Origin of the sequence: Burkholderia sp. Ax-1724, assembly GCF_011752995.1 — a bacterium.
In the GTDB taxonomy this organism is placed as follows: Bacteria; Pseudomonadota; Gammaproteobacteria; order Burkholderiales; family Burkholderiaceae; genus Paraburkholderia.
This window is the reverse complement of record NZ_VWWL01000027.1, coordinates 88,445-105,704: the sequence shown is the minus strand read 5'-3', so window position 1 is coordinate 105,704 and position 17,260 is coordinate 88,445. Positions and strand designations below refer to the sequence as shown.

General features: G+C 65.1%; 17 protein-coding genes. 8 read left to right on the top strand and 9 right to left on the bottom strand.

Going from position 1 to position 17,260, the window contains the following annotated elements; translation table 11 throughout:
- Positions 1 to 473, bottom strand: a 473-nt coding sequence (gene bamE / locus F3J19_RS27675; RefSeq protein ID WP_167048846.1) for an outer membrane protein assembly factor BamE, incomplete at its 3' end; no start/stop codon positions are given.
- Between the two features lie 154 nt (positions 474 to 627).
- Between bamE and fur the strand changes: the two genes are divergently transcribed.
- Positions 628 to 1,056: a ferric iron uptake transcriptional regulator gene (fur, locus tag F3J19_RS27670; RefSeq protein ID WP_167048844.1), complete on the top strand. Its 429-nt coding sequence runs from the start codon at positions 628 to 630 to the stop codon at positions 1,054 to 1,056.
- 162 nt (positions 1,057 to 1,218) lie between these two features.
- Here the strand turns inward: fur and F3J19_RS27665 are convergent, their stop codons facing one another.
- From F3J19_RS27665 to F3J19_RS27655, 3 genes are all read right to left on the bottom strand, one after another.
- Positions 1,219 to 1,734 (bottom strand): ureidoglycolate lyase, encoded by a 516-nt coding sequence (locus F3J19_RS27665; RefSeq protein WP_167048842.1) that lies wholly within the window; start codon positions 1,732 to 1,734, stop codon positions 1,219 to 1,221.
- A gap of 28 nt (positions 1,735 to 1,762) precedes the next feature.
- On the bottom strand, positions 1,763 to 2,773 hold the full coding sequence (gene alc / locus F3J19_RS27660) for an allantoicase (RefSeq protein WP_167048840.1): 1,011 nt from the start codon (positions 2,771 to 2,773) through the stop codon (positions 1,763 to 1,765).
- 172 nt (positions 2,774 to 2,945) lie between these two features.
- Positions 2,946 to 4,274: a C4-dicarboxylate transporter DctA gene (locus F3J19_RS27655; RefSeq protein ID WP_167048852.1), complete on the bottom strand. Its 1,329-nt coding sequence runs from the start codon at positions 4,272 to 4,274 to the stop codon at positions 2,946 to 2,948.
- A gap of 234 nt (positions 4,275 to 4,508) precedes the next feature.
- Here F3J19_RS27655 and F3J19_RS27650 point away from each other — a divergent pair, with 234 nt between their 5' ends.
- Positions 4,509 to 5,204: a FadR/GntR family transcriptional regulator gene (locus F3J19_RS27650; RefSeq protein WP_167048838.1), complete on the top strand. Its 696-nt coding sequence runs from the start codon at positions 4,509 to 4,511 to the stop codon at positions 5,202 to 5,204.
- A gap of 85 nt (positions 5,205 to 5,289) precedes the next feature.
- Here the strand turns inward: F3J19_RS27650 and gap are convergent, their stop codons facing one another.
- Both gap and tkt read right to left on the bottom strand, forming a co-directional pair.
- Positions 5,290 to 6,300, bottom strand: coding sequence for a type I glyceraldehyde-3-phosphate dehydrogenase (gene gap, locus F3J19_RS27645; RefSeq protein WP_167048836.1), 1,011 nt, complete (start codon positions 6,298 to 6,300; stop codon positions 5,290 to 5,292).
- Positions 6,301 to 6,422: 122 nt separating this feature from the next.
- On the bottom strand, positions 6,423 to 8,444 hold the full coding sequence (tkt, locus tag F3J19_RS27640; RefSeq protein WP_167048834.1) for a transketolase: 2,022 nt from the start codon (positions 8,442 to 8,444) through the stop codon (positions 6,423 to 6,425).
- Between the two features lie 280 nt (positions 8,445 to 8,724).
- Here tkt and speE point away from each other — a divergent pair, with 280 nt between their 5' ends.
- The 3 genes from speE (at position 8,725) to F3J19_RS27625 (ending at position 10,928) form a co-directional block, all read left to right on the top strand.
- Complete coding sequence (gene speE, locus F3J19_RS27635; RefSeq protein WP_167048832.1) at positions 8,725 to 9,597, top strand: polyamine aminopropyltransferase; 873 nt, start codon at positions 8,725 to 8,727, stop codon at positions 9,595 to 9,597.
- A 157-nt stretch (positions 9,598 to 9,754) separates the two neighbouring features.
- The gene (locus F3J19_RS27630) at positions 9,755 to 10,168 is read left to right on the top strand and encodes a VOC family protein (RefSeq protein ID WP_167048830.1); all 414 of its coding nucleotides are present in this window, start codon (positions 9,755 to 9,757) and stop codon (positions 10,166 to 10,168) included.
- A 19-nt stretch (positions 10,169 to 10,187) separates the two neighbouring features.
- On the top strand, positions 10,188 to 10,928 hold the full coding sequence (locus tag F3J19_RS27625; protein WP_167048828.1) for a 16S rRNA (uracil(1498)-N(3))-methyltransferase: 741 nt from the start codon (positions 10,188 to 10,190) through the stop codon (positions 10,926 to 10,928).
- Positions 10,929 to 11,098: 170 nt separating this feature from the next.
- Here the strand turns inward: F3J19_RS27625 and F3J19_RS27620 are convergent, their stop codons facing one another.
- The 3 genes from F3J19_RS27620 to F3J19_RS27610 form a co-directional block, all read right to left on the bottom strand.
- The gene (locus F3J19_RS27620; protein WP_167048826.1) at positions 11,099 to 11,656 is read right to left on the bottom strand and encodes a barstar family protein; all 558 of its coding nucleotides are present in this window, start codon (positions 11,654 to 11,656) and stop codon (positions 11,099 to 11,101) included.
- Positions 11,657 to 11,672: 16 nt separating this feature from the next.
- Positions 11,673 to 12,086, bottom strand: coding sequence for a ribonuclease (locus tag F3J19_RS27615; protein WP_167048825.1), 414 nt, complete (start codon positions 12,084 to 12,086; stop codon positions 11,673 to 11,675).
- A gap of 400 nt (positions 12,087 to 12,486) precedes the next feature.
- Positions 12,487 to 14,829, bottom strand: a complete 2,343-nt coding sequence (locus F3J19_RS27610) for an NADP-dependent malic enzyme (protein ID WP_167048823.1) — start codon at positions 14,827 to 14,829, stop codon at positions 12,487 to 12,489.
- Between the two features lie 276 nt (positions 14,830 to 15,105).
- Here F3J19_RS27610 and thiL point away from each other — a divergent pair, with 276 nt between their 5' ends.
- The 3 genes from thiL to F3J19_RS27595 all read left to right on the top strand — a co-directional run bounded on the left by thiL (position 15,106) and on the right by F3J19_RS27595 (position 17,245).
- Positions 15,106 to 16,107: a thiamine-phosphate kinase gene (thiL, locus tag F3J19_RS27605; protein WP_167048821.1), complete on the top strand. Its 1,002-nt coding sequence runs from the start codon at positions 15,106 to 15,108 to the stop codon at positions 16,105 to 16,107.
- The gene (locus F3J19_RS27600; protein ID WP_205193291.1) at positions 16,097 to 16,669 is read left to right on the top strand and encodes a phosphatidylglycerophosphatase A; all 573 of its coding nucleotides are present in this window, start codon (positions 16,097 to 16,099) and stop codon (positions 16,667 to 16,669) included. The genes thiL and F3J19_RS27600 overlap by 11 nt, the downstream gene beginning before the upstream one ends.
- A gap of 75 nt (positions 16,670 to 16,744) precedes the next feature.
- Positions 16,745 to 17,245, top strand: a complete 501-nt coding sequence (locus F3J19_RS27595) for a CinA family protein (RefSeq protein WP_167048819.1) — start codon at positions 16,745 to 16,747, stop codon at positions 17,243 to 17,245.
- Positions 17,246 to 17,260 lie beyond the last annotated feature (15 nt).

Here is a 17,260-nt window from a genome sequence, read left to right as displayed (position 1 = left end):
GGCGCGCTGGCCGCGGCCGCATCGCTTGCGGCCGCCGCGGCGCTCGCCGCTGACGGCGCCGCCGCATGCGCCCTTCGGCCGCTGCGATCGCCGTCGATTTCGGCCAGCAATTCGAGGTTGGTCGGCAGATCTTCGCCGCCCGTCCAGTGGGTCACGAGGTCGCCCGAGAAGAACACCACGAAGTCGCGCTGCTGCACCACGGCGGTCGAGCCGCGCTTGAAATAGAACACGTAATCCCAGCGATCCGCGTGGAACATGTCGGTCAGGAGCGGCGTGCCGAGCAACTGGCGCACCTGGGCGCGCGTCATGCCGGCCTTCATCTGCCCGGCCATTTCGTGCGAGACGAAATTACCTTGCACCACCGTAATCCGATACGGCGTGATGCTCTGGGCGATGCGCTGGGTCACGCTGTCGTAGGTGGAACATCCGGCAAGAACCGCGACAGTCGCAACAGCGATCAAGGTACCCCGCATGCGGCTCCCCCGGTAGATCAATTGAGATTTTGAAATCATTTCACTCACCGTGCGGGCCCGCTTGCGAGCCGCGCTTCATTCCATCGAAGATGACCAGAACGGCAAAAACACATTACTATGAGAGCCTAGCATTGTACTCTAGGGATCCCTTGTCATGACCAATCCAACCGATCTCAAGAATATCGGGCTCAAGGCGACCCTTCCGCGCCTCAAAATCCTTGAGATTTTCCAGCACAGTCCGGTGCGTCACCTGACCGCCGAAGACGTGTACCGCAACCTCCTGCACGAGGAACTCGATATCGGTCTCGCGACCGTGTATCGCGTGCTGACGCAATTCGAGCAGGCCGGCCTGCTTTCGCGCAGCAATTTCGAATCGGGCAAGGCGGTGTTCGAACTGAACGAAGGGTCGCACCACGATCACCTCGTGTGTCTCGATTGCGGCCTCGTCGAAGAATTTTTCGACCCGGAAATCGAAAGCCGTCAGCAGTCCATCGCGAGGGAACGCGGCTTCAAGCTGCAGGAACACGCACTGGCGCTGTATGGGGCGTGTACGAAGGAGAACTGCCCGCATCGCAAGCATTGATGCGTCGCCGGCCACGTGGCGGTAAGTGGCTGGGCAGATCGAAAAAAGACCCGGCAGATACGAATCTGCCGGGTCTTTTTTCATGCGGCGCGCGGTCTTGCGGCGCGCGGTCTTGCGGCTGCGGCTGCGGCTGCGGCTGCGGCTGCGGCTGCTATTCGACCGTCATTCGGCCACCAGTTCGAGGTTCGTTTCGAACGTGAGCCGCCACGGTTCGGCGAGCTGCAATTCATCGCAATTCGGCTGCTCGCCACCACGGTCGACCACGACGAAATCGCTGACTTCGTCGAGCGCGAGCAGCGGGTGGTGCCAAACCCCCTTCGCATAATTGACGCCCTGCCAGGCATCGGTCCAGAACGCGCGCAGGCGCGCCGGATCGAATTCGCCCGCCGGCGCGACCACCACCAGATAGCGGCACGCGCGCAAGGGAATGAAAGCCTGGCTGCCGAGCGGATGCCGCTCCATCATCGTGACGTCGACGGGCAGCGCGCGCGGCTGCGCGCGAAACAGGTTGACGAGCGGCCGGCCGCCCTGCTCCGTCACGTCGACGCGCGCGAGGTCGTGATAGCGCTCGGTCGTGCCGCCGTTGATCGAAAAATGACGCGCGCCGTCGAGTTCGATCACGTCGCCGAACGGGGCGAAGGCCGCGCGCGTCAGGCGCTCCATCTGCAAGGTCTTCATGCGTGCCGCTCCATTCCGTTACGTTACGTTAAGCGATCTCGCCCCACAGACGCAGGCGCGACACGCCGCCGTCCGGGAAGATGTTGAAGCGCACGTGCGTGACGGGACCGAGCGCGGCGAGCCCGTCCGCGAACGTGTGCACGTGATCCATCTGCAGCTTCTGCTCGCCGAGCAGCACCGGCCAGAACATCGCCTGCGTGACGAGCGAATCGTCGGTGCCGCCCGTCACCGAGGCGGCCTGCAGCGAGCAGCGGTCCGGGAAATTGCCCTTGAAGTGCGCGGTGTCCACTTCGATCTTGCGGATCACACCGGGCCGCGCGAGCGCGACGATCGCCCAGTCGTTGCCCGGCTCGCGGCGACGCCGCGTTTCCCAGCCGTCGCCCATGTTGACGCCGCGGCCCGGCATCAGCATCTGCGAGGCGGGCCCGAAATGCTGGTTGTTCGCGGCGACGAGATACGCGCCGTTTTCGATCGCGGCGAGATCGAGCAGCGTGCCGCGCTCGACGCGCGTCCAGTCGCGCTGCGGCTGGCCGTACACGCGCAGACGCGCAAGCCCGCCGTCCGGATACAGGTTCACGCGTAGATGCGTGAATGCGCGCGCGTCGCTCACCTCGACGTAGTGATGCTGGTTGCCCTGTAGCGTCGTCGCGGGCACGAGCGTTTGCCAGTCGGCGTTATCGGGTGGCAGGTCGCCTTCGGCGTAGCACGCGTCGATCGACGCGGCCGGCGGGAAATTGCCGGTGAAGTGGCTCGTATCGAGATCGATGCCATGCACGACGCCGGCCCGCGCGAGGCGGATCACGCAGTAGTCGTGGCCGGTCGTGCGCTTGCGGCGCGTTTCCCAGCCGTCCATCCACTTGCCGTGGTCGTCGTATTTGCCGGGGATGAACACCGCCGGCTGCGGGTCGAGCATGCGCTCTTTCGGCGCGAAGAATTCGTCGCTGGCGAGCAGCGCCTTGGCGCCGAGGCGCGGATCGGAGAGGTTCATGTAGCGGCGCGTGAAGGCGGGAGCATTCGGGTCGAGGATCGGAGTCGCCATGATGTCGGTCGGATAACGGAAAGTTCGGTGAAAATGCGGGGGAAAGCCCGGTAACAACCGGCGGATTGCCTGCATCCGCCGGCGCGTGAAATCAGGGAAGTTGCGCAGGCGATAGCAGCGGCTCGTTCGATTGCGCGAGTCGCGCCGCGTCGCGTCGTCGGAAGCACGCGCCTCAAACGGCCGGTGCGTGTTCGGCCGCACCGGGCTCGGCGAGCCCGTCGTCGACGGCCGGCACGTAGCGCAGCGCCGCGTCGCGGTTCAGCACGCGATGCGCGCGCGCCTTGTCGATATCGTTTTCCCACACGGCGACCACCACCGTCGCGACGCAGTTGCCGATCAGGTTAGTGAGCGCGCGGGCGATGCCGACGAACCAGTCGACCGGCAGGATCAGCACGAGGCCGAGCACGGGAATCGCCGGAATCGCGGAGAGCGTCGCGGCGAGAATCACGATCGCCGAGCCCGGAATGCCATGCGCGCCCTTCGAGGTCACGAGCGACACCAGCACGACGACGATCAGGTCGTGGATCGACAGCGGCGTGTTGGTGGCCTGCGCGATGAAGATGACCGCGAGCGTCAGATAGATCGAGAAGCCGTCGAGATTGAACGAGTAGCCGGTCGGAATCACGAGGCCGACCGTCGAATCCTTGACGCCCATCCATTCGAGCTTGCGCATGATCTGCGGCAGCACGGCATCCGAGGACGCGGTGCCGAGCACGATCGACAGTTCCTCGCGCAGGTAGCCGATCAGCTTGAAGATGTTGAAGCCCGCGAGCCGCATCACGGCACCGAGCACGACCACGACGAACACGGCGCAGCTCGCGTAGAACACCAGCACGAGCATGCCGAGCTGCTTGAGCGACGCCACGCCGTAGGTGCCGGTCGTGAACGCGATCGCGCCGAGCACGCCGAGCGGCGCGAGCTTGATGATGAAGCCCATCACGCGGAAGAATACCTGCGAGAGTTCGTCGATCAGCCCGCTCACGCGTTGCGCGCGCTTGCCGAGCAGCGACAGCGCCGAGCCGAACAGCACCGAGAACACGAGAATCTGCAGGATGTCGCCGGTCGCGAACGCGTTGAAGGCCGTCTCGGGGATGATCTTCAGCAGGAAGCCCGCGGTGTCCTTCAGGCTCTTCGCATGCTCGGTGTAGGTCGCGAGCGAGGCCGCATCGAGCGCATTGAGGTTCACGTTCATGCCGGCGCCGGGACGCGTCGCATAGGCGAGCAGCGCGCCGATCACGAGCGCGATCGTCGTCATCGCTTCGAAGTAGACCACCGCCTTCAGGCCGACGCGCCCGACCTTGCGCAGGTCGCCCGCGTGCGCCATGCCGCTCACGACGACGCAGAACACGATCGGCCCGATCACCATCTTGATGAGCTTGAGGAAGCCGTCGCCGAGCGGGCGCAACGACTGGGCAAACTGCGGATAAAGCGCGCCGAGCACGACGCCCGCCACGAGCGCGATGACGACGCGGCCAAACAGCGAATTGAAGAATTTCAGCACGGCTTCCTCCTGATAACGGTGTCTCGGTGGCATCTGTTCAGACTGGTCCGACCAGTACTGTTATGGCGAATAGTAGGAAGCCGATATACTCACGTCAAGGATTGATCGAACAGTGTTTACCCGTTGTTTCTCAAGCGGTTTAGGGGCGGATTGCGGAACGCCGCCGTGGCATGCAACGCCCGCCCTGATCGCGTACTAGAATACCGGTCAGACCGCGCCATCGAGTGAGCCATCATGAAAAACGTCCCGCACACCGTCACCGACGCCGCCATCGCGACCATTCGCGAGCGAATCGAAGGGGGCGTCTATCCAGTGGGCAGTCTGCTGCCGGCGCAGCGCCAGCTTTCCGATGAACTGTCGATCAGCCGCGCATCGCTGCGCGAAGCGCTCTCGACACTCGAAGCGCTCGGGCTGCTCGTGATCCGCCCCGGCAAGGGCGTGTACGTCGAAAGCACCGAGGCGAAAGCGGCGCAATCGTGGCGCTTCGCCGAGCAGTCGTCGCTGCCGGACACCTATCAGATGCGCTACGCGCTCGAAGGCTTCGTCGCGCGCATGGCGGTGCTCGCGGTCAGCGACAGCGACCTCGCCTGGCTCGAAGAAAACGTCGCGGCAATGCAAACCGCGCTCGCCTGCGAGGAACTCGACGAGGCCGCGCGCCTCGACTACGAGTTCCATATGCGGATCGTCAGCATTGCCGGCAATGCGGCGATCGAATCGATCCTGCGCAGCAGCGCGGAGATCATGAAGGAAAGCCAGCGCATGCCGTTCTATCGGCGCGAGCTCGTGCTGTCCACGTACACCGAGCACCGCGCGATTCTCGACGCTCTGCAGGCGCGCGATTCGCTGCGCGCCGGCAAGGCCATCGAAACGCATATTGCGAACGCCGCGCAACGCGCGGGCGTCTATTTCCCGACCCCGTCATCGGCGTAAAAACCGCGGACGAAAAAAAGCCGCTCCAAGGAGCGGCTTTTGCATACAGCGTCAGTGACGACACCGCTTGCTGCTTACTTAGCCCTTACTTCGCGTTCGCGAGCGCCACCGCCGTGTCCAGCATGCGGTTCGAGAAGCCCCACTCGTTGTCGTACCAGCTCGACACCTTCACGAGACGGCCCGACACCTTGGTCAGCGTCGCGTCGAACGTCGACGAAGCCGGGTTGTGGTTGAAGTCGACCGACACGAGCGGCGCGTCGTTGTAGCCGAGGATGCCCTTCAGCGCGCCTTGCGACGCTTCCTTCATGATCGCGTTGACTTCCTCGACCGTCGTGTCGCGCGCGGCGATGAACGACAGGTCGACGACCGACACGTTGATCGTCGGGACGCGGATCGCGTAGCCGTCGAGCTTGCCGTTCAGTTCCGGCAGCACGAGGCCGACCGCCGACGCAGCGCCGGTCTTGGTCGGGATCTGGCTATGCGTGGCCGAACGCGCGCGGCGCAGGTCTTCGTGATAGACGTCGGTCAGCACCTGGTCGTTCGTGTACGCGTGGATCGTCGTCATCAGGCCGTTCACGAGGCCGATCTTGTCGTTCAGCGGCTTGACCAGCGGCGCGAGGCAGTTGGTCGTGCACGAGGCGTTCGAAATGACCGTGTCCGATGCCTTCAGCACGTTGTGGTTCACGCCGTAGACGACCGTCGCGTCCACGTCCTTGCCGCCCGGCGCCGAGATGATGACCTTCTTCGCGCCGCCCTTGATGTGCGCGCTGGCCTTTTCCTTGGTCGTGAAAAAGCCCGTGCACTCCATCACGACGTCGACGCCGAGTTCGCCCCACGGCAGCTCGGCCGGGTTGCGGTTCGCCAGCACGCGGATCTTGTCGCCGTTCACGACGAGATAGTCGCCGTCCACCGACACTTCGCCCGGGAACTTGCCGTGCGCGGTGTCGTACTGCGTCAGGTGGGCGTTGGTCTTCGCATCGCCCAGATCGTTGATGGCGACGATTTCGAGATCGTGCTTCTTGCCGTTTTCGTAGAAGGCGCGCAGGGTGTTGCGGCCGATCCGGCCGTAGCCGTTGATTGCGACGCGAATCGTCATGATTTATCTCCTGATGGCTAAAAAAATCCGTTTATGTTCGCCTGATCGGGCGTGCAGTTCGGTGCGTTGCCGCGCAGCCGCATGGGGCGCGGCGGCAACGCTTGTGCCGAGCCTGCGCCGGATCAGCCGAGCGCGGCCTTGGCCGTCGCCACCACGTGCTCGACGGTAAAGCCGAAATGCTTGAACAGCACGCCAGCCGGGGCCGATTCGCCGAACGTGTCGATGCCGACCACGCCGCCTTCGAGACCCACGTACTTGCGCCAGAAATCCGACACGCCCGCTTCGATCGCGACGCGGCGCACGCCGTGCGGCAGCACGCGTTCGCGGTACTCGGCATCCTGCCGGTCGAACACGGTCGTCGACGGCATCGACACGACACGTGCCGCGATGCCTTCGCGCGCGAGCGGCTCGACGGCCTTCAGCGCGAGTTCGACTTCCGAGCCGGTGGCGATCAGGATGATCTTGCGCGCGACGATTTCCTCTTGCCAGTCGCGCAGCACGTAGCCGCCCTTGTCGATGTTGGCGATCTGCGCGTCGGTGCGCTCCGAGAACGGCAGGTTCTGACGGCTGAAGATCAGGCACGACGGGCCTTCCTGCTCGACCGCGTGAGTCCACGCCACCGCGGTTTCGACCGTGTCGGCCGGACGCCACGTGTGCAGGTTCGGGATCATGCGCAGGCTCGCGACGTGCTCGATCGACTGATGGGTCGGGCCGTCTTCGCCGAGACCGATCGAGTCGTGCGTGAACACGAAGATCGACGGTGCTTTCATCAGCGCGGCGACGCGCAGCGCGTTGCGGCTGTAGTCCGAGAACGTCAGGAACGTGCCGCCGAACGCCTTGAAGCCGCCATGCAGCGCGACGCCGTTGATTGCGGCGCTCATGCCGAATTCGCGCACGCCGTAGTTCACGTAGTTGCCGGCGGCACGGCCTTCGGCATTCACGCGCACCGGCTTGGCGGCCTTCCAGTTGGTCAGGTTCGAGCCGGTCAGGTCGGCGGAACCGCCGAGCAGTTCGGGCAGCACGGTCGACAGGCCTTCGATCGCCTGTTGCGAGGCCTTGCGCGTCGCCACGGTTTCCGCGCGTTCGTTGGCGCCGGCGATGATCGCCTGGGCCTTCTCCTTCCAGTCGGCCGGCAGCTGCTTCGCGCTGCGGCGCTTGAACTCGGCCGCCTCCGCCGGGTACTTCGCCGCGTAGGCCGCGAACGCCTTGTCCCAGTCAGATTCGAAGCGCGCGCCCGCTTCCTTCGCATCCCATGCCGCATAGACTTCCTGCGGAATCACGAACGGCTCCCACTTCCAGCCGATCGCCTCGCGCGTCGCCGCGATTTCCTTGTCGCCGAGCGGCGCGCCGTGCGAGTCGTGCGAGCCGGCCTTGGTCGGCGCGCCTTCGCCGATCACGGTCTTGCAGCAGATCAGCGTCGGCTTGTCCGACTGTTTGGCCTGTTTGATCGCCGCGTCCACCGCGTCGACGTCATGGCCGACCACGTTCGGGATCACGTTCCAGCCGTAGGCTTCGAAGCGCTTGGGCGTGTCGTCGTGGAACCAGTGCACCACTTCGCCGTCGATCGAGATGCCGTTATCGTCGTAGAACGCGATCAGCTTGTTCAGCTTCAGCACGCCCGCGAGCGAGCAGGCTTCGTGCGAGATGCCTTCCATCAGGCAGCCGTCGCCGACGAACACGTAGGTGTGGTGATCGACGATCTTCGCGTCGGGCTTGTTGAATTCGGTAGCGAGCAGCGACTCGGCGAGCGCCATGCCGACCGCGTTCGCGAGACCCTGGCCGAGCGGGCCGGTGGTCGTCTCGACGCCCGGCGTGATGCCGTATTCCGGGTGGCCCGGCGTCTTGGAATGAAGCTGGCGGAAGTTCTTCAGCTCTTCCATCGGCAGATCGTAGCCGGTCAGATGCAGCAGCGAGTACAGCAGCATCGAGCCATGACCATTCGACAGGACGAAGCGGTCGCGATCAGCCCATTGCGGGTTCGTCGGGTTATGGCGCAGATGACGCGACCACAGGGCGACGCCGATTTCGGCCATGCCCATCGGCATGCCGGGGTGGCCAGAGTTCGCCTTTTGAACGGCGTCCATGGACAACGCACGGATTGCGTTTGCCATCAGGGAAGTGGGTGCGGGAGACGGGGTCGTCATGTCGAGTCCGGAGACAGAGTCAGAAAGCGGAGCGCGCTTGAGGCCCGGAAGCTCGGCGGCCGGTTCGCTACGGCGCACGATGCGGCGCCAGGAGACGCGAAACGGGCAGAGCAAACGGACAAGGCTGAAAGCGTCACATTCTAACAGAAGGTTAACCCGCCCCCCGACGCGAAAGCCCGCGAGCCGCGCGCTCCGATGCACGCGCCACGGGCACGAGCCGAAGGCGCCCTTTACAATTTCATCGTCCACCCCGCCACGTCCGAACCCGAGCCCGTCCGCCGTGAATCCGCCCCTGCTGTTCCAGCCGAGTCCCGACGCCGTCTACGGCTTTGCGAACGCGCGCCTGATCGAGCGCGTCGCGTCTCCTTATCAGACGATCGAGATCTGGGACACGCCGCAGTTGGGACGCCTCTTCACGCTCGACGGCCGGCCGATGACGTCCGCCGCCGACGAATTCATCTACCACGAATGCATGGTGCACCCGGCCGCGCTCGCGCATCCCGACCCGCGCGCGGCGCTGGTGCTCGGCGGCGGCGACGGCGGCGCCGCGCGGCAGTTGCTCAGGCATCCGGGCATCGAGCGGATCGTCGTGGCCGAACTCGATGCCGAGGTCGTGCGCCTCACGCTCGAGCATTTGCCGGACGTGCACGGCGGAGCGTTCGACGATCCGCGCGTCGAACTCGTGATCGGCGACGCCGCGCAGTACGTGGCTGCGGCCATGTCCACGGCTGAGGGCACGCGTTTCGATCTCGTCGTGTTCGACCTGACGCCGCCCGACTCCCCCGCCGCCGGTCTCTACACACCCGCCTTCTACGCGCAACTCAAGCGCGTGATGAGCGCGGACGCCGCGCTGTCGCTGCATCTCGGCTCGCCGTATTTCCACGCGCCGCGCATTGCCGGCCTGCTCGGCGATCTGCGCGGCGCCTTCGCGACCGTGCGCACGATGAGCACCTTCGTGCCGCTCTACGGCTCGCTATGGATGATGGCCGTCGCGAGCGGCACGCTCGACCCGGCCGCCCTCACCGCCGGCACGCTCGCCGACCGCCTCGCCGCGCGCCGGATCGATGCGCTCAGGCACTACGATCCGGCTTTGCATGCGGGGCTATTCTCGGCAGCGCGATCGGTGCGCGATAAACTAGGTTGTGTCTTATAGCCATCAGATTGAAGCGTGGGCACAATGCGACGGTTCGGCTGGACCGCGATGCCGGTGCGCAATATACGCAGCATGTGTGCAGTACGCGTATCGATACGCCCATGTTGACGTCGATCCGCAGCATGCGCCCCGCGAAACCCGAGATCCGGAGAATTCGATGACCGCCCCCCGCCCCGCCGGCGTGCCCTGGCTCACCCCCTATCTGACGGTGCGCGATGCGCACGCGTCGACCGCGTTCTATTCCGCCGCGTTCGGCTTCGAGGTCCGCGATAGTGTCCAGGACGACGGCATGGTCATGCATGTCGAGATGACCTATCAAGGCCAGCTGATTGTAATGTTCGCGCCGGAAGGGGCATTCGGCTCGGTCGCAAAAACGCCGCGAAGCGCGGGCGCCATCGCCCCGCAATCGTTTTATGTCTATGTCGAGGACGTCGACGCGGTTTATGCGCGGGCACTCGCGGCCGGCGCAAAATCGCTGAGCGAGCCGCAGGATCAGTTCTGGGGCGACCGCTTCGCCCAGGTCGAAGATCCGGACGGCTACCGTTGGGCGCTCGCCCGCCACCTTTCCTGAATCGATGAGTATTTTTTTGATGCCCCGCTTTTTCGTCGGTATTCCCCTGCATCCTGACGACATCCTCCAGCTTCCCGACGATGTCGTGCGCCACGTGCTCGTGCTGCGTCTGCAGCCGGGCGACTCGATCGTGCTGTTCAACGGCGAAGGCGGCGAATACAGCGCCGAACTGGTCGAAGTCGAACGCCGCTCGGCTCGCGTGAAAATTCGCGAATTCCGCGCAATCGAAACCGAAACGCCGTATCACCTGACGCTCGCCCAAGGCATTGCGAGCGGCGACAAGATGGACTGGCTGCTCGAAAAGGCCGTCGAACTCGGCGTGTCGAGCTTCGTGCCGCTGACCACCACGCGCAGCGTCGTGCGTCTGAGCGGCGACCGCGCGCAGCGGCGGCATCAGCACTGGGAAGGCATCGTGCGCGCCTCGTGCGAGCAGTGCGGGCGCAACCGGCTGCCGGAAGTCGGGCGCGTGCGCGAAATCGCCACCTGGCTCGCCACGCTGCCGCGCGAGCCCGAAGAGGGCGAATTGCGCATCCTGTTGTCGCCGCGCGCGAGCATCAACTTTTCCGCCTTGCCCATGGCAACGCCCAAAGGCCGCGTGACCGTGCTGGTCGGCCCCGAAGGCGGTTTTTCCGCGGCGGAGGAAGCCGCGGCGACCGCTCACGGCTTCAGCGCGGTCGGGCTCGGGCCGCGCGTGCTGCGCACCGAGACCGCGGGCATGGCCGTTCTATCGGCGCTGGCCGCCCGCTGGGGCGGCTGGTAAGGCACTGCACCGCGCCTCGCGCGTTTTTCCGCGTCACGAACCGGCGCGAAGCGGCACGACCCCACGCGAGCCGACATGCATGCCCCAAAAGCAAAGGCCCGCCAACTGGCGGGCCTTTGTCGTACTTCAACCGCGAAACTGCTTCCAAATGCAAGCGGACGTCGGGCAAATCACGCAAACGAGTAAAACACCCGGAACGCCACCTTGCGCTCGGCCCAGAATTCGGACGCTTCGCGGAACACGTCGAGCAGCGTTTCGCGCCCTTCCTTGTCGAATTTCTGCGCGACCGGCAACTGTTCGAGCACGATCACGAAGCCGGGCTGCGCGCCGGCCTTTTGCACGAGGTCGGTCAGGCAATCGTAGAGCGCGTCGTAGTTCTTGCCGAAGTGCTTGGGAAACAGGAAAGAGGTCGCGATGGTTTCGAGCACTTCCTGTTTCGATGCCGCGTTCGCGCAATACGCATAGAGGAAATGCTGGCCCAGCTGGGTGGCCTCGTCGGCGAGATCCTGCACGCGGAACGCGCGGATCGACTGCACGATGTTCGGTCTCACGGTCTGGAAAAGACTCATGGGCTCCTCGTTCGATGAAACCGTCGCGCCAGCTTCGCTCTGGTCGTCGCGGCCCTCGCCGGCGCGCATCTTCATGACGCGTTGGAACAAATTGCCGTCGCCGGCCGCGAAAAGATCCGTCGCGACTCCGGAGTCGTGCGCGTAGATGTTGTCGCTCATGCCGTTCTTCCCGATGTCATTCAACAATACGATTAAAACTGGTGTAGTGGTCGTCCGAGTAATAACAATTGTCGGTTCGCCGTGGCGGACCTCCGCAGACGATGCGGCGCGCCCCGCGGTTACGCGCGCGAGGCGTGGGAACGGTGTATTCGTGGTAATAGCCGCGCCGATGGGCCGGCAGCACCCGCTCGTAGTTGCCGAATACGATGCCGTCCTTCTCATACGGGTAAGGCCCGCCAGCGGCAATCAGGTTCAACGTATTGACCGCCTCGCGCGGCAATTGCGCCAGCGCGATGGTGCCGACTTCCACGCTCGCCGCGGCTGGCGCCGAATAATCGCGCGCCCATGCATGAGGCACGCAACCCGGCCACGCGCAGAGCGCGGCGGCACCGATCAGCACGCCTTTTATCCACAACCGGTTGCGTGCCATCTATCAGGCTTCCCCGCTGTCAGATCACGAGTTTGACGACCATGAAAGTCGTAAGGGTATCGCTAATAGCCTTTGGAATCAACGTTCGACGGGCAAACCCGGCCCCTGCGGCCGCGCGGGAAACCCGGCGGCGCGGGCCTTGACAACATTTGACAAAATATTGAGCTTAGTCAGGCTAAACTTAGCCTGATCGTGCAAATGAGGAAAACGCGGACGACCCGGCAGGCCATCCGTCTACGTTCTCAGCACGATTGAAGAGCCTTGGAATTGGCACGGCCGGAAGGCTGTGTCATATCTTTTTCGGGGTGGCTATCCCCTGCTTGCCCTGAGGCGTGCCCATTGCGGGCACGCCTTTTTTTTCATGGCGCACAGGTGGCGCCATGTCCCGCCGAAGCGGGAATCAGCGGGTTGCGATGACGTCGGCGACCAGCAGCGCCGTCATGTTGACGATCCGGCGCACCGTTGCCGACGGCGTCAGCACGTGCACCGGCTGGGCCGCGCCGAGCAGCATCGGGCCGATCGCGATGTTGTTGCCGGCCGCCGTCTTCAGCAGGTTGTACGAGATGTTGGCTGCGTCGATGTTCGGCAGCACCAGCAGGTTCGCGTCGCCTTCGAGCGTCGAATCCGGCAGCACTTCGCGGCGCAGGTTCGCGTCGAGCGCGACGTCGCCGTGCATTTCGCCGTCAACTTGCAGCTCCGGCGCACGTTCGCGCAGGATGTCGAGCGTATCGCGCATCTTCTGCGCGGTCGGCGCGTTGCTCGAACCGAAGTTCGAATGCGACACGAGCGCGACCTTCGGCTCGATGCCGAAGCGGCGCACTTCCTCGGCGGCCATGATCGTGATCTCGGCCAGCTCGGCCGGCGTCGGATCGACGTTCACGTGCGTATCGACGAGGAAAATCTGCCGGTTCGGCAGCACCAGCGCGTTCATGGCCGCGTAGACCTTGGCGCCCGGCTTCTTGCCGATCACCTGGTCGATGAAGTGCAGGTGGCGGTGCGTCGTGCTGACCGTGCCGCAGATCATGCCGTCCGCCTCGCCCTTCTTCACCATCATCGCGCCGATCAGCGTGGTGCGGCGGCGCATTTCGAGCTTGGCCATCTGCGCCGTGATGCCCTTGCGCGACATCATCTTCGCGTATTCCTGCCAGAAGTCGCGGTAACGTTCGTCATGATCGGTGTTGACGACCGTGTAGTCCTGCCCCGCGACAAGGCGCAGGCCATAGCGTGCGATACGCTGCTCGATCACGGCCGGACGGCCGATCAGGATCGGTTTGGCGAGCTTTTCGTCGACGATGATCTGCATTGCGCGCAGTACGCGCTCTTCTTCGCCTTCCGCGAACACAATGCGCTTCTTTTCCGGCTCGACGCCACGCGCGAGCTGGAAGATCGGCTTCATCGTCGTGCCGCTGTGGTAGACGAACTGCTGCAGATGCTGCTGGTACGCCTCCATGTCCTCGATCGGACGCTCGGCGACGCCGCACTCCATCGCGGCCTTCGCCACCGCCGGCGCGACCTTGACGATCAGGCGCGGATCGAACGGCTTCGGAATCAGGTATTCCGGCCCGAACGACAGGTCCTCGATGCCGTACGCGGTCGCCACGATGTCGCTCTGCTCCTGGCGCGCCAGTTCGGCGATCGCGTTGACCGCGGCGATTTCCATTTCCCGCGTCACCGTCGTCGCGCCCGCGTCGAGTGCGCCGCGGAACAGGAACGGGAACACCAGCACGTTGTTCACCTGGTTCGGGTAGTCGGTGCGGCCCGTGCACAGCACGGCGTCCGGGCGCACTTCGAGCGCCAGTTCCGGCAGGATTTCCGGCGTCGGGTTCGCGAGCGCGAGAATCAGCGGCTTGTCGGCCATCTTCTTGACCATGTCCTGCTTGAGCACGCCGCCGGCCGACAGACCGAGGAAAATGTCCGCGCCGTCGATCACTTCGGCAAGCGAACGGGCGTCGGTTTCACGCGCGAAGCGTTCCTTGTCCGGGTCCATCAGCTCGGTGCGGCCCTTGTAGACCACGCCCGCGAGATCGGTCACGGTGATGTTTTCGAGCGGCAGGCCGAGGTCGACGAGCAGGTCCAGGCAGGCGAGCGCCGCGGCGCCCGCACCGGAAGCGACCAGCTTGACCTGCTTGATGTCCTTGCCGACCACCTTCAGACCGTTGGTGACGGCCGCCGCGACGACGATCGCGGTACCGTGCTGGTCGTCGTGGAAGACCGGAATCTTCATGCGCTTGCGGCATTCGCGCTCGACGATGAAGCAGTCCGGCGCCTTGATGTCTTCGAGGTTGATGCCGCCGAACGTCGGTTCGAGCGCGGCGATCACGTCGACGAGCTTGTGCGGATCGTTCTCGTTGATCTCGATATCGAACACGTCGATGCCGGCGAACTTCTTGAACAGGACGGCCTTGCCTTCCATGACCGGCTTCGAGGCGAGCGGCCCGATGTTGCCGAGACCCAGCACCGCGGTGCCGTTCGTGACGACGCCGACCAGGTTGCTGCGCGCGGTGAAGCGCGCGGCGTTCAGCGGGCTTTCGACGATTTCCTCGCACGCGAACGCGACGCCCGGCGAATACGCCAGCGCGAGGTCGCGCTGGTTGAGCATCTGCTTGGTCGGGGCGATCGCGATCTTCCCGGGAGTCGGAAACTCGTGGTAATCGAGAGCGGCTTCGCGGAGTTTGGTATTGACGGGATTCGACATAAGGCGGGCTTCGAAGAAGTGCAGATTAGAATAGATGTTCGACGGCATTGTAGCCCCAATTGCCTACGGCATTCCTTCAATGCGGGCACGACAGCCGCGACTGAAACGGCGTGAAAGGCCGATGCGGCCTGCCTTGCCCGTCTGATGAAAGAGGTGAGCGGAACGCCAGAGGCCAGCCACGCGCCGACGTGCAGTGATACGAAACGAAAGCCACAAGTAGCACTCACGCCGGGCGCGCCGCGTATGCGACCTGACTGAAATACACCGCCAAAAACCGCCAAACCACTGCCTTCCAGAAGTATTCTTCTTCCATCTTCCGCCATCATGCTTTCCGAGTTCTCGCTGATCGACCGTTTCTTCGCCCGCCGCGCTGCCAACCTGCGCTCGTCCAAGGTCACGGGCAGCGCGCTCGGCATCGGCGACGATTGCGCGCTGCTCGCGCCGCGTCCCGGCGAGATGCTGGCGATTTCGACGGATATGCTGGTCGAAGGCCGCCATTTCTTCGCCGATGTCGACCCCGAGGCACTCGGTCACAAGGCGCTGGCGGTCAACCTGTCGGATCTCGCCGCGATGGGGGCACAGCCGCAGGCGTTCACACTCGCGTTCTCTCTGCCGAAAGCCGACGAACCGTGGCTCGCCGCATTCAGCAACGGGCTTTTCGCACTTGCAGAGTGTCACGATTGCGAACTGATCGGCGGCGATACGACGGGCGGGCCGCTCAATCTGTGCCTCACCGTATTCGGCAGCGTGCCGCCGCACGCCGCGCTGCGCCGCGACGCCGCCCGGCCCGGCGACGACATCTGGATTTCCGGCACGCTCGGCGACGCCCGCGCCGGGCTCGGCGTGCTGCGCGGCGAGTGGACGGCCCATGCCAGCGACGCCGCGACATTTCGCCACGCCCTCGAGCGCCCCGAGCCGCGCGTCGCGCTCGGCCTCGCACTGCGCGGCATCGCGCATGCGGCGCTGGACCTGTCGGACGGCCTCGCGGGCGATCTCATGCACATTCTCGAACGCTCGTCGATGCGCGCGAGCGTCGACGTCGACGCGGTGCCGCGCTCCGACGCGCTGCGCCGTCTCGCTCCCGAGATCCAGCGGCGCTGCACGCTCGCGGGCGGCGACGACTACGAGCTCTGCTTCACCGCGCCCGCCACCGCGCGCGCGGCGGTCGAAGCCGCCGCGCAGAAGGCCGCCGTGCCGGTCACCCGCATCGGTACAATAAGCGCTCTCGACGCAACCACCGACCGCCCGGCCATCGCGTGGCGCAATGCGGCCGGCGCGCCGCTCACTCTGACGTTGCAAGGTTTCGATCACTTTCATGCAGAATGACCACCCGCTCGGCCCCGCCGACGACCTCTCCGGCAGCCCGCAGCCGCGGGCGCCGGAACCGCGCACGCCGAGGCCGCAACCGCGCCGCGCCACCGCGCGCTTCATGCTGTCGCATCCGCTGCATATCCTGTCGCTCGGTTTCGGCAGCGGCCTCTCGCCGGTCGCGCCGGGCACGGTCGGCACGCTGTTCGCGTGGGCCTCGTTCGTCGTCCTGAGCCGCTATCTGACCGTCATCGAATGGGGCGTGCTGATCGTCGCGGGCTTCGTCGGCGGCATCGCGGTGTGCGGCTTTACGGCGAGGCGGCTCGGCGTCGAAGACCCGTCGGCCATCGTGTGGGACGAAATCGTCGCGTTCTGGCTCGTGCTGCTGATGGTCACGCCGGCCACCGTGACCGGCCAGGTGTGGGCATTCGTCATCTTCCGTTTCTTCGACATGGTGAAGCCGCCGCCCATCGGCTATTTCGACCGCCGTCTGAAAGGTGGCTTTGGCATCATGTTCGACGACCTGATCGCCGCATTTTTTACGTTGCTCGTGATCGCGCTGTGGCGCATGTCGGTTTGAACTTCGGTCCGACCGCCGCCCGGCCATCGCCCCTTGCCGCGCCTCACCGCCGGCGCCGTTTTCCGGATTGACGCCATGCCTACCGATTCCGTCGTTCATCAGCTTGCGATCCGCGTGAGCAATCGTCTACGCGACGAGCGCCTGATGCTCGTCACCGCCGAATCCTGCACCGGCGGCATGGTCGCGACCGCGATTACCGACATTTCCGGCAGCAGCGGCTGGTTCGAGCGCGGCTTCGTCACCTATTCGAACCAGGCGAAAAGCGAAATGATCGGCGTGCCGGCCGAACTGATCGACAAGCACGGCGCGGTCAGCGAACCGGTCGCGCGCGCGATGGCCGAGGGCGCGCTGCGCAACAGCCGCGCACAGGTGTCTCTGTCGATTACCGGCGTCGCGGGGCCCGGCGGCGGCACCGAGACCAAGCCGGTCGGCATGGTCTCGTTCGGCTGGAGCAACCGGCTGCATACCTCGGTCGAAACGAAAATTTTCAAGGGCGATCGCGAGCAGGTTCGCGTGCAGGCCGCGGCCCACGCGTTGCGCGGCGTGCTCGCGCTGCTCGACGAGCGCGAGCACTGAGCCTCGCGCCAACGG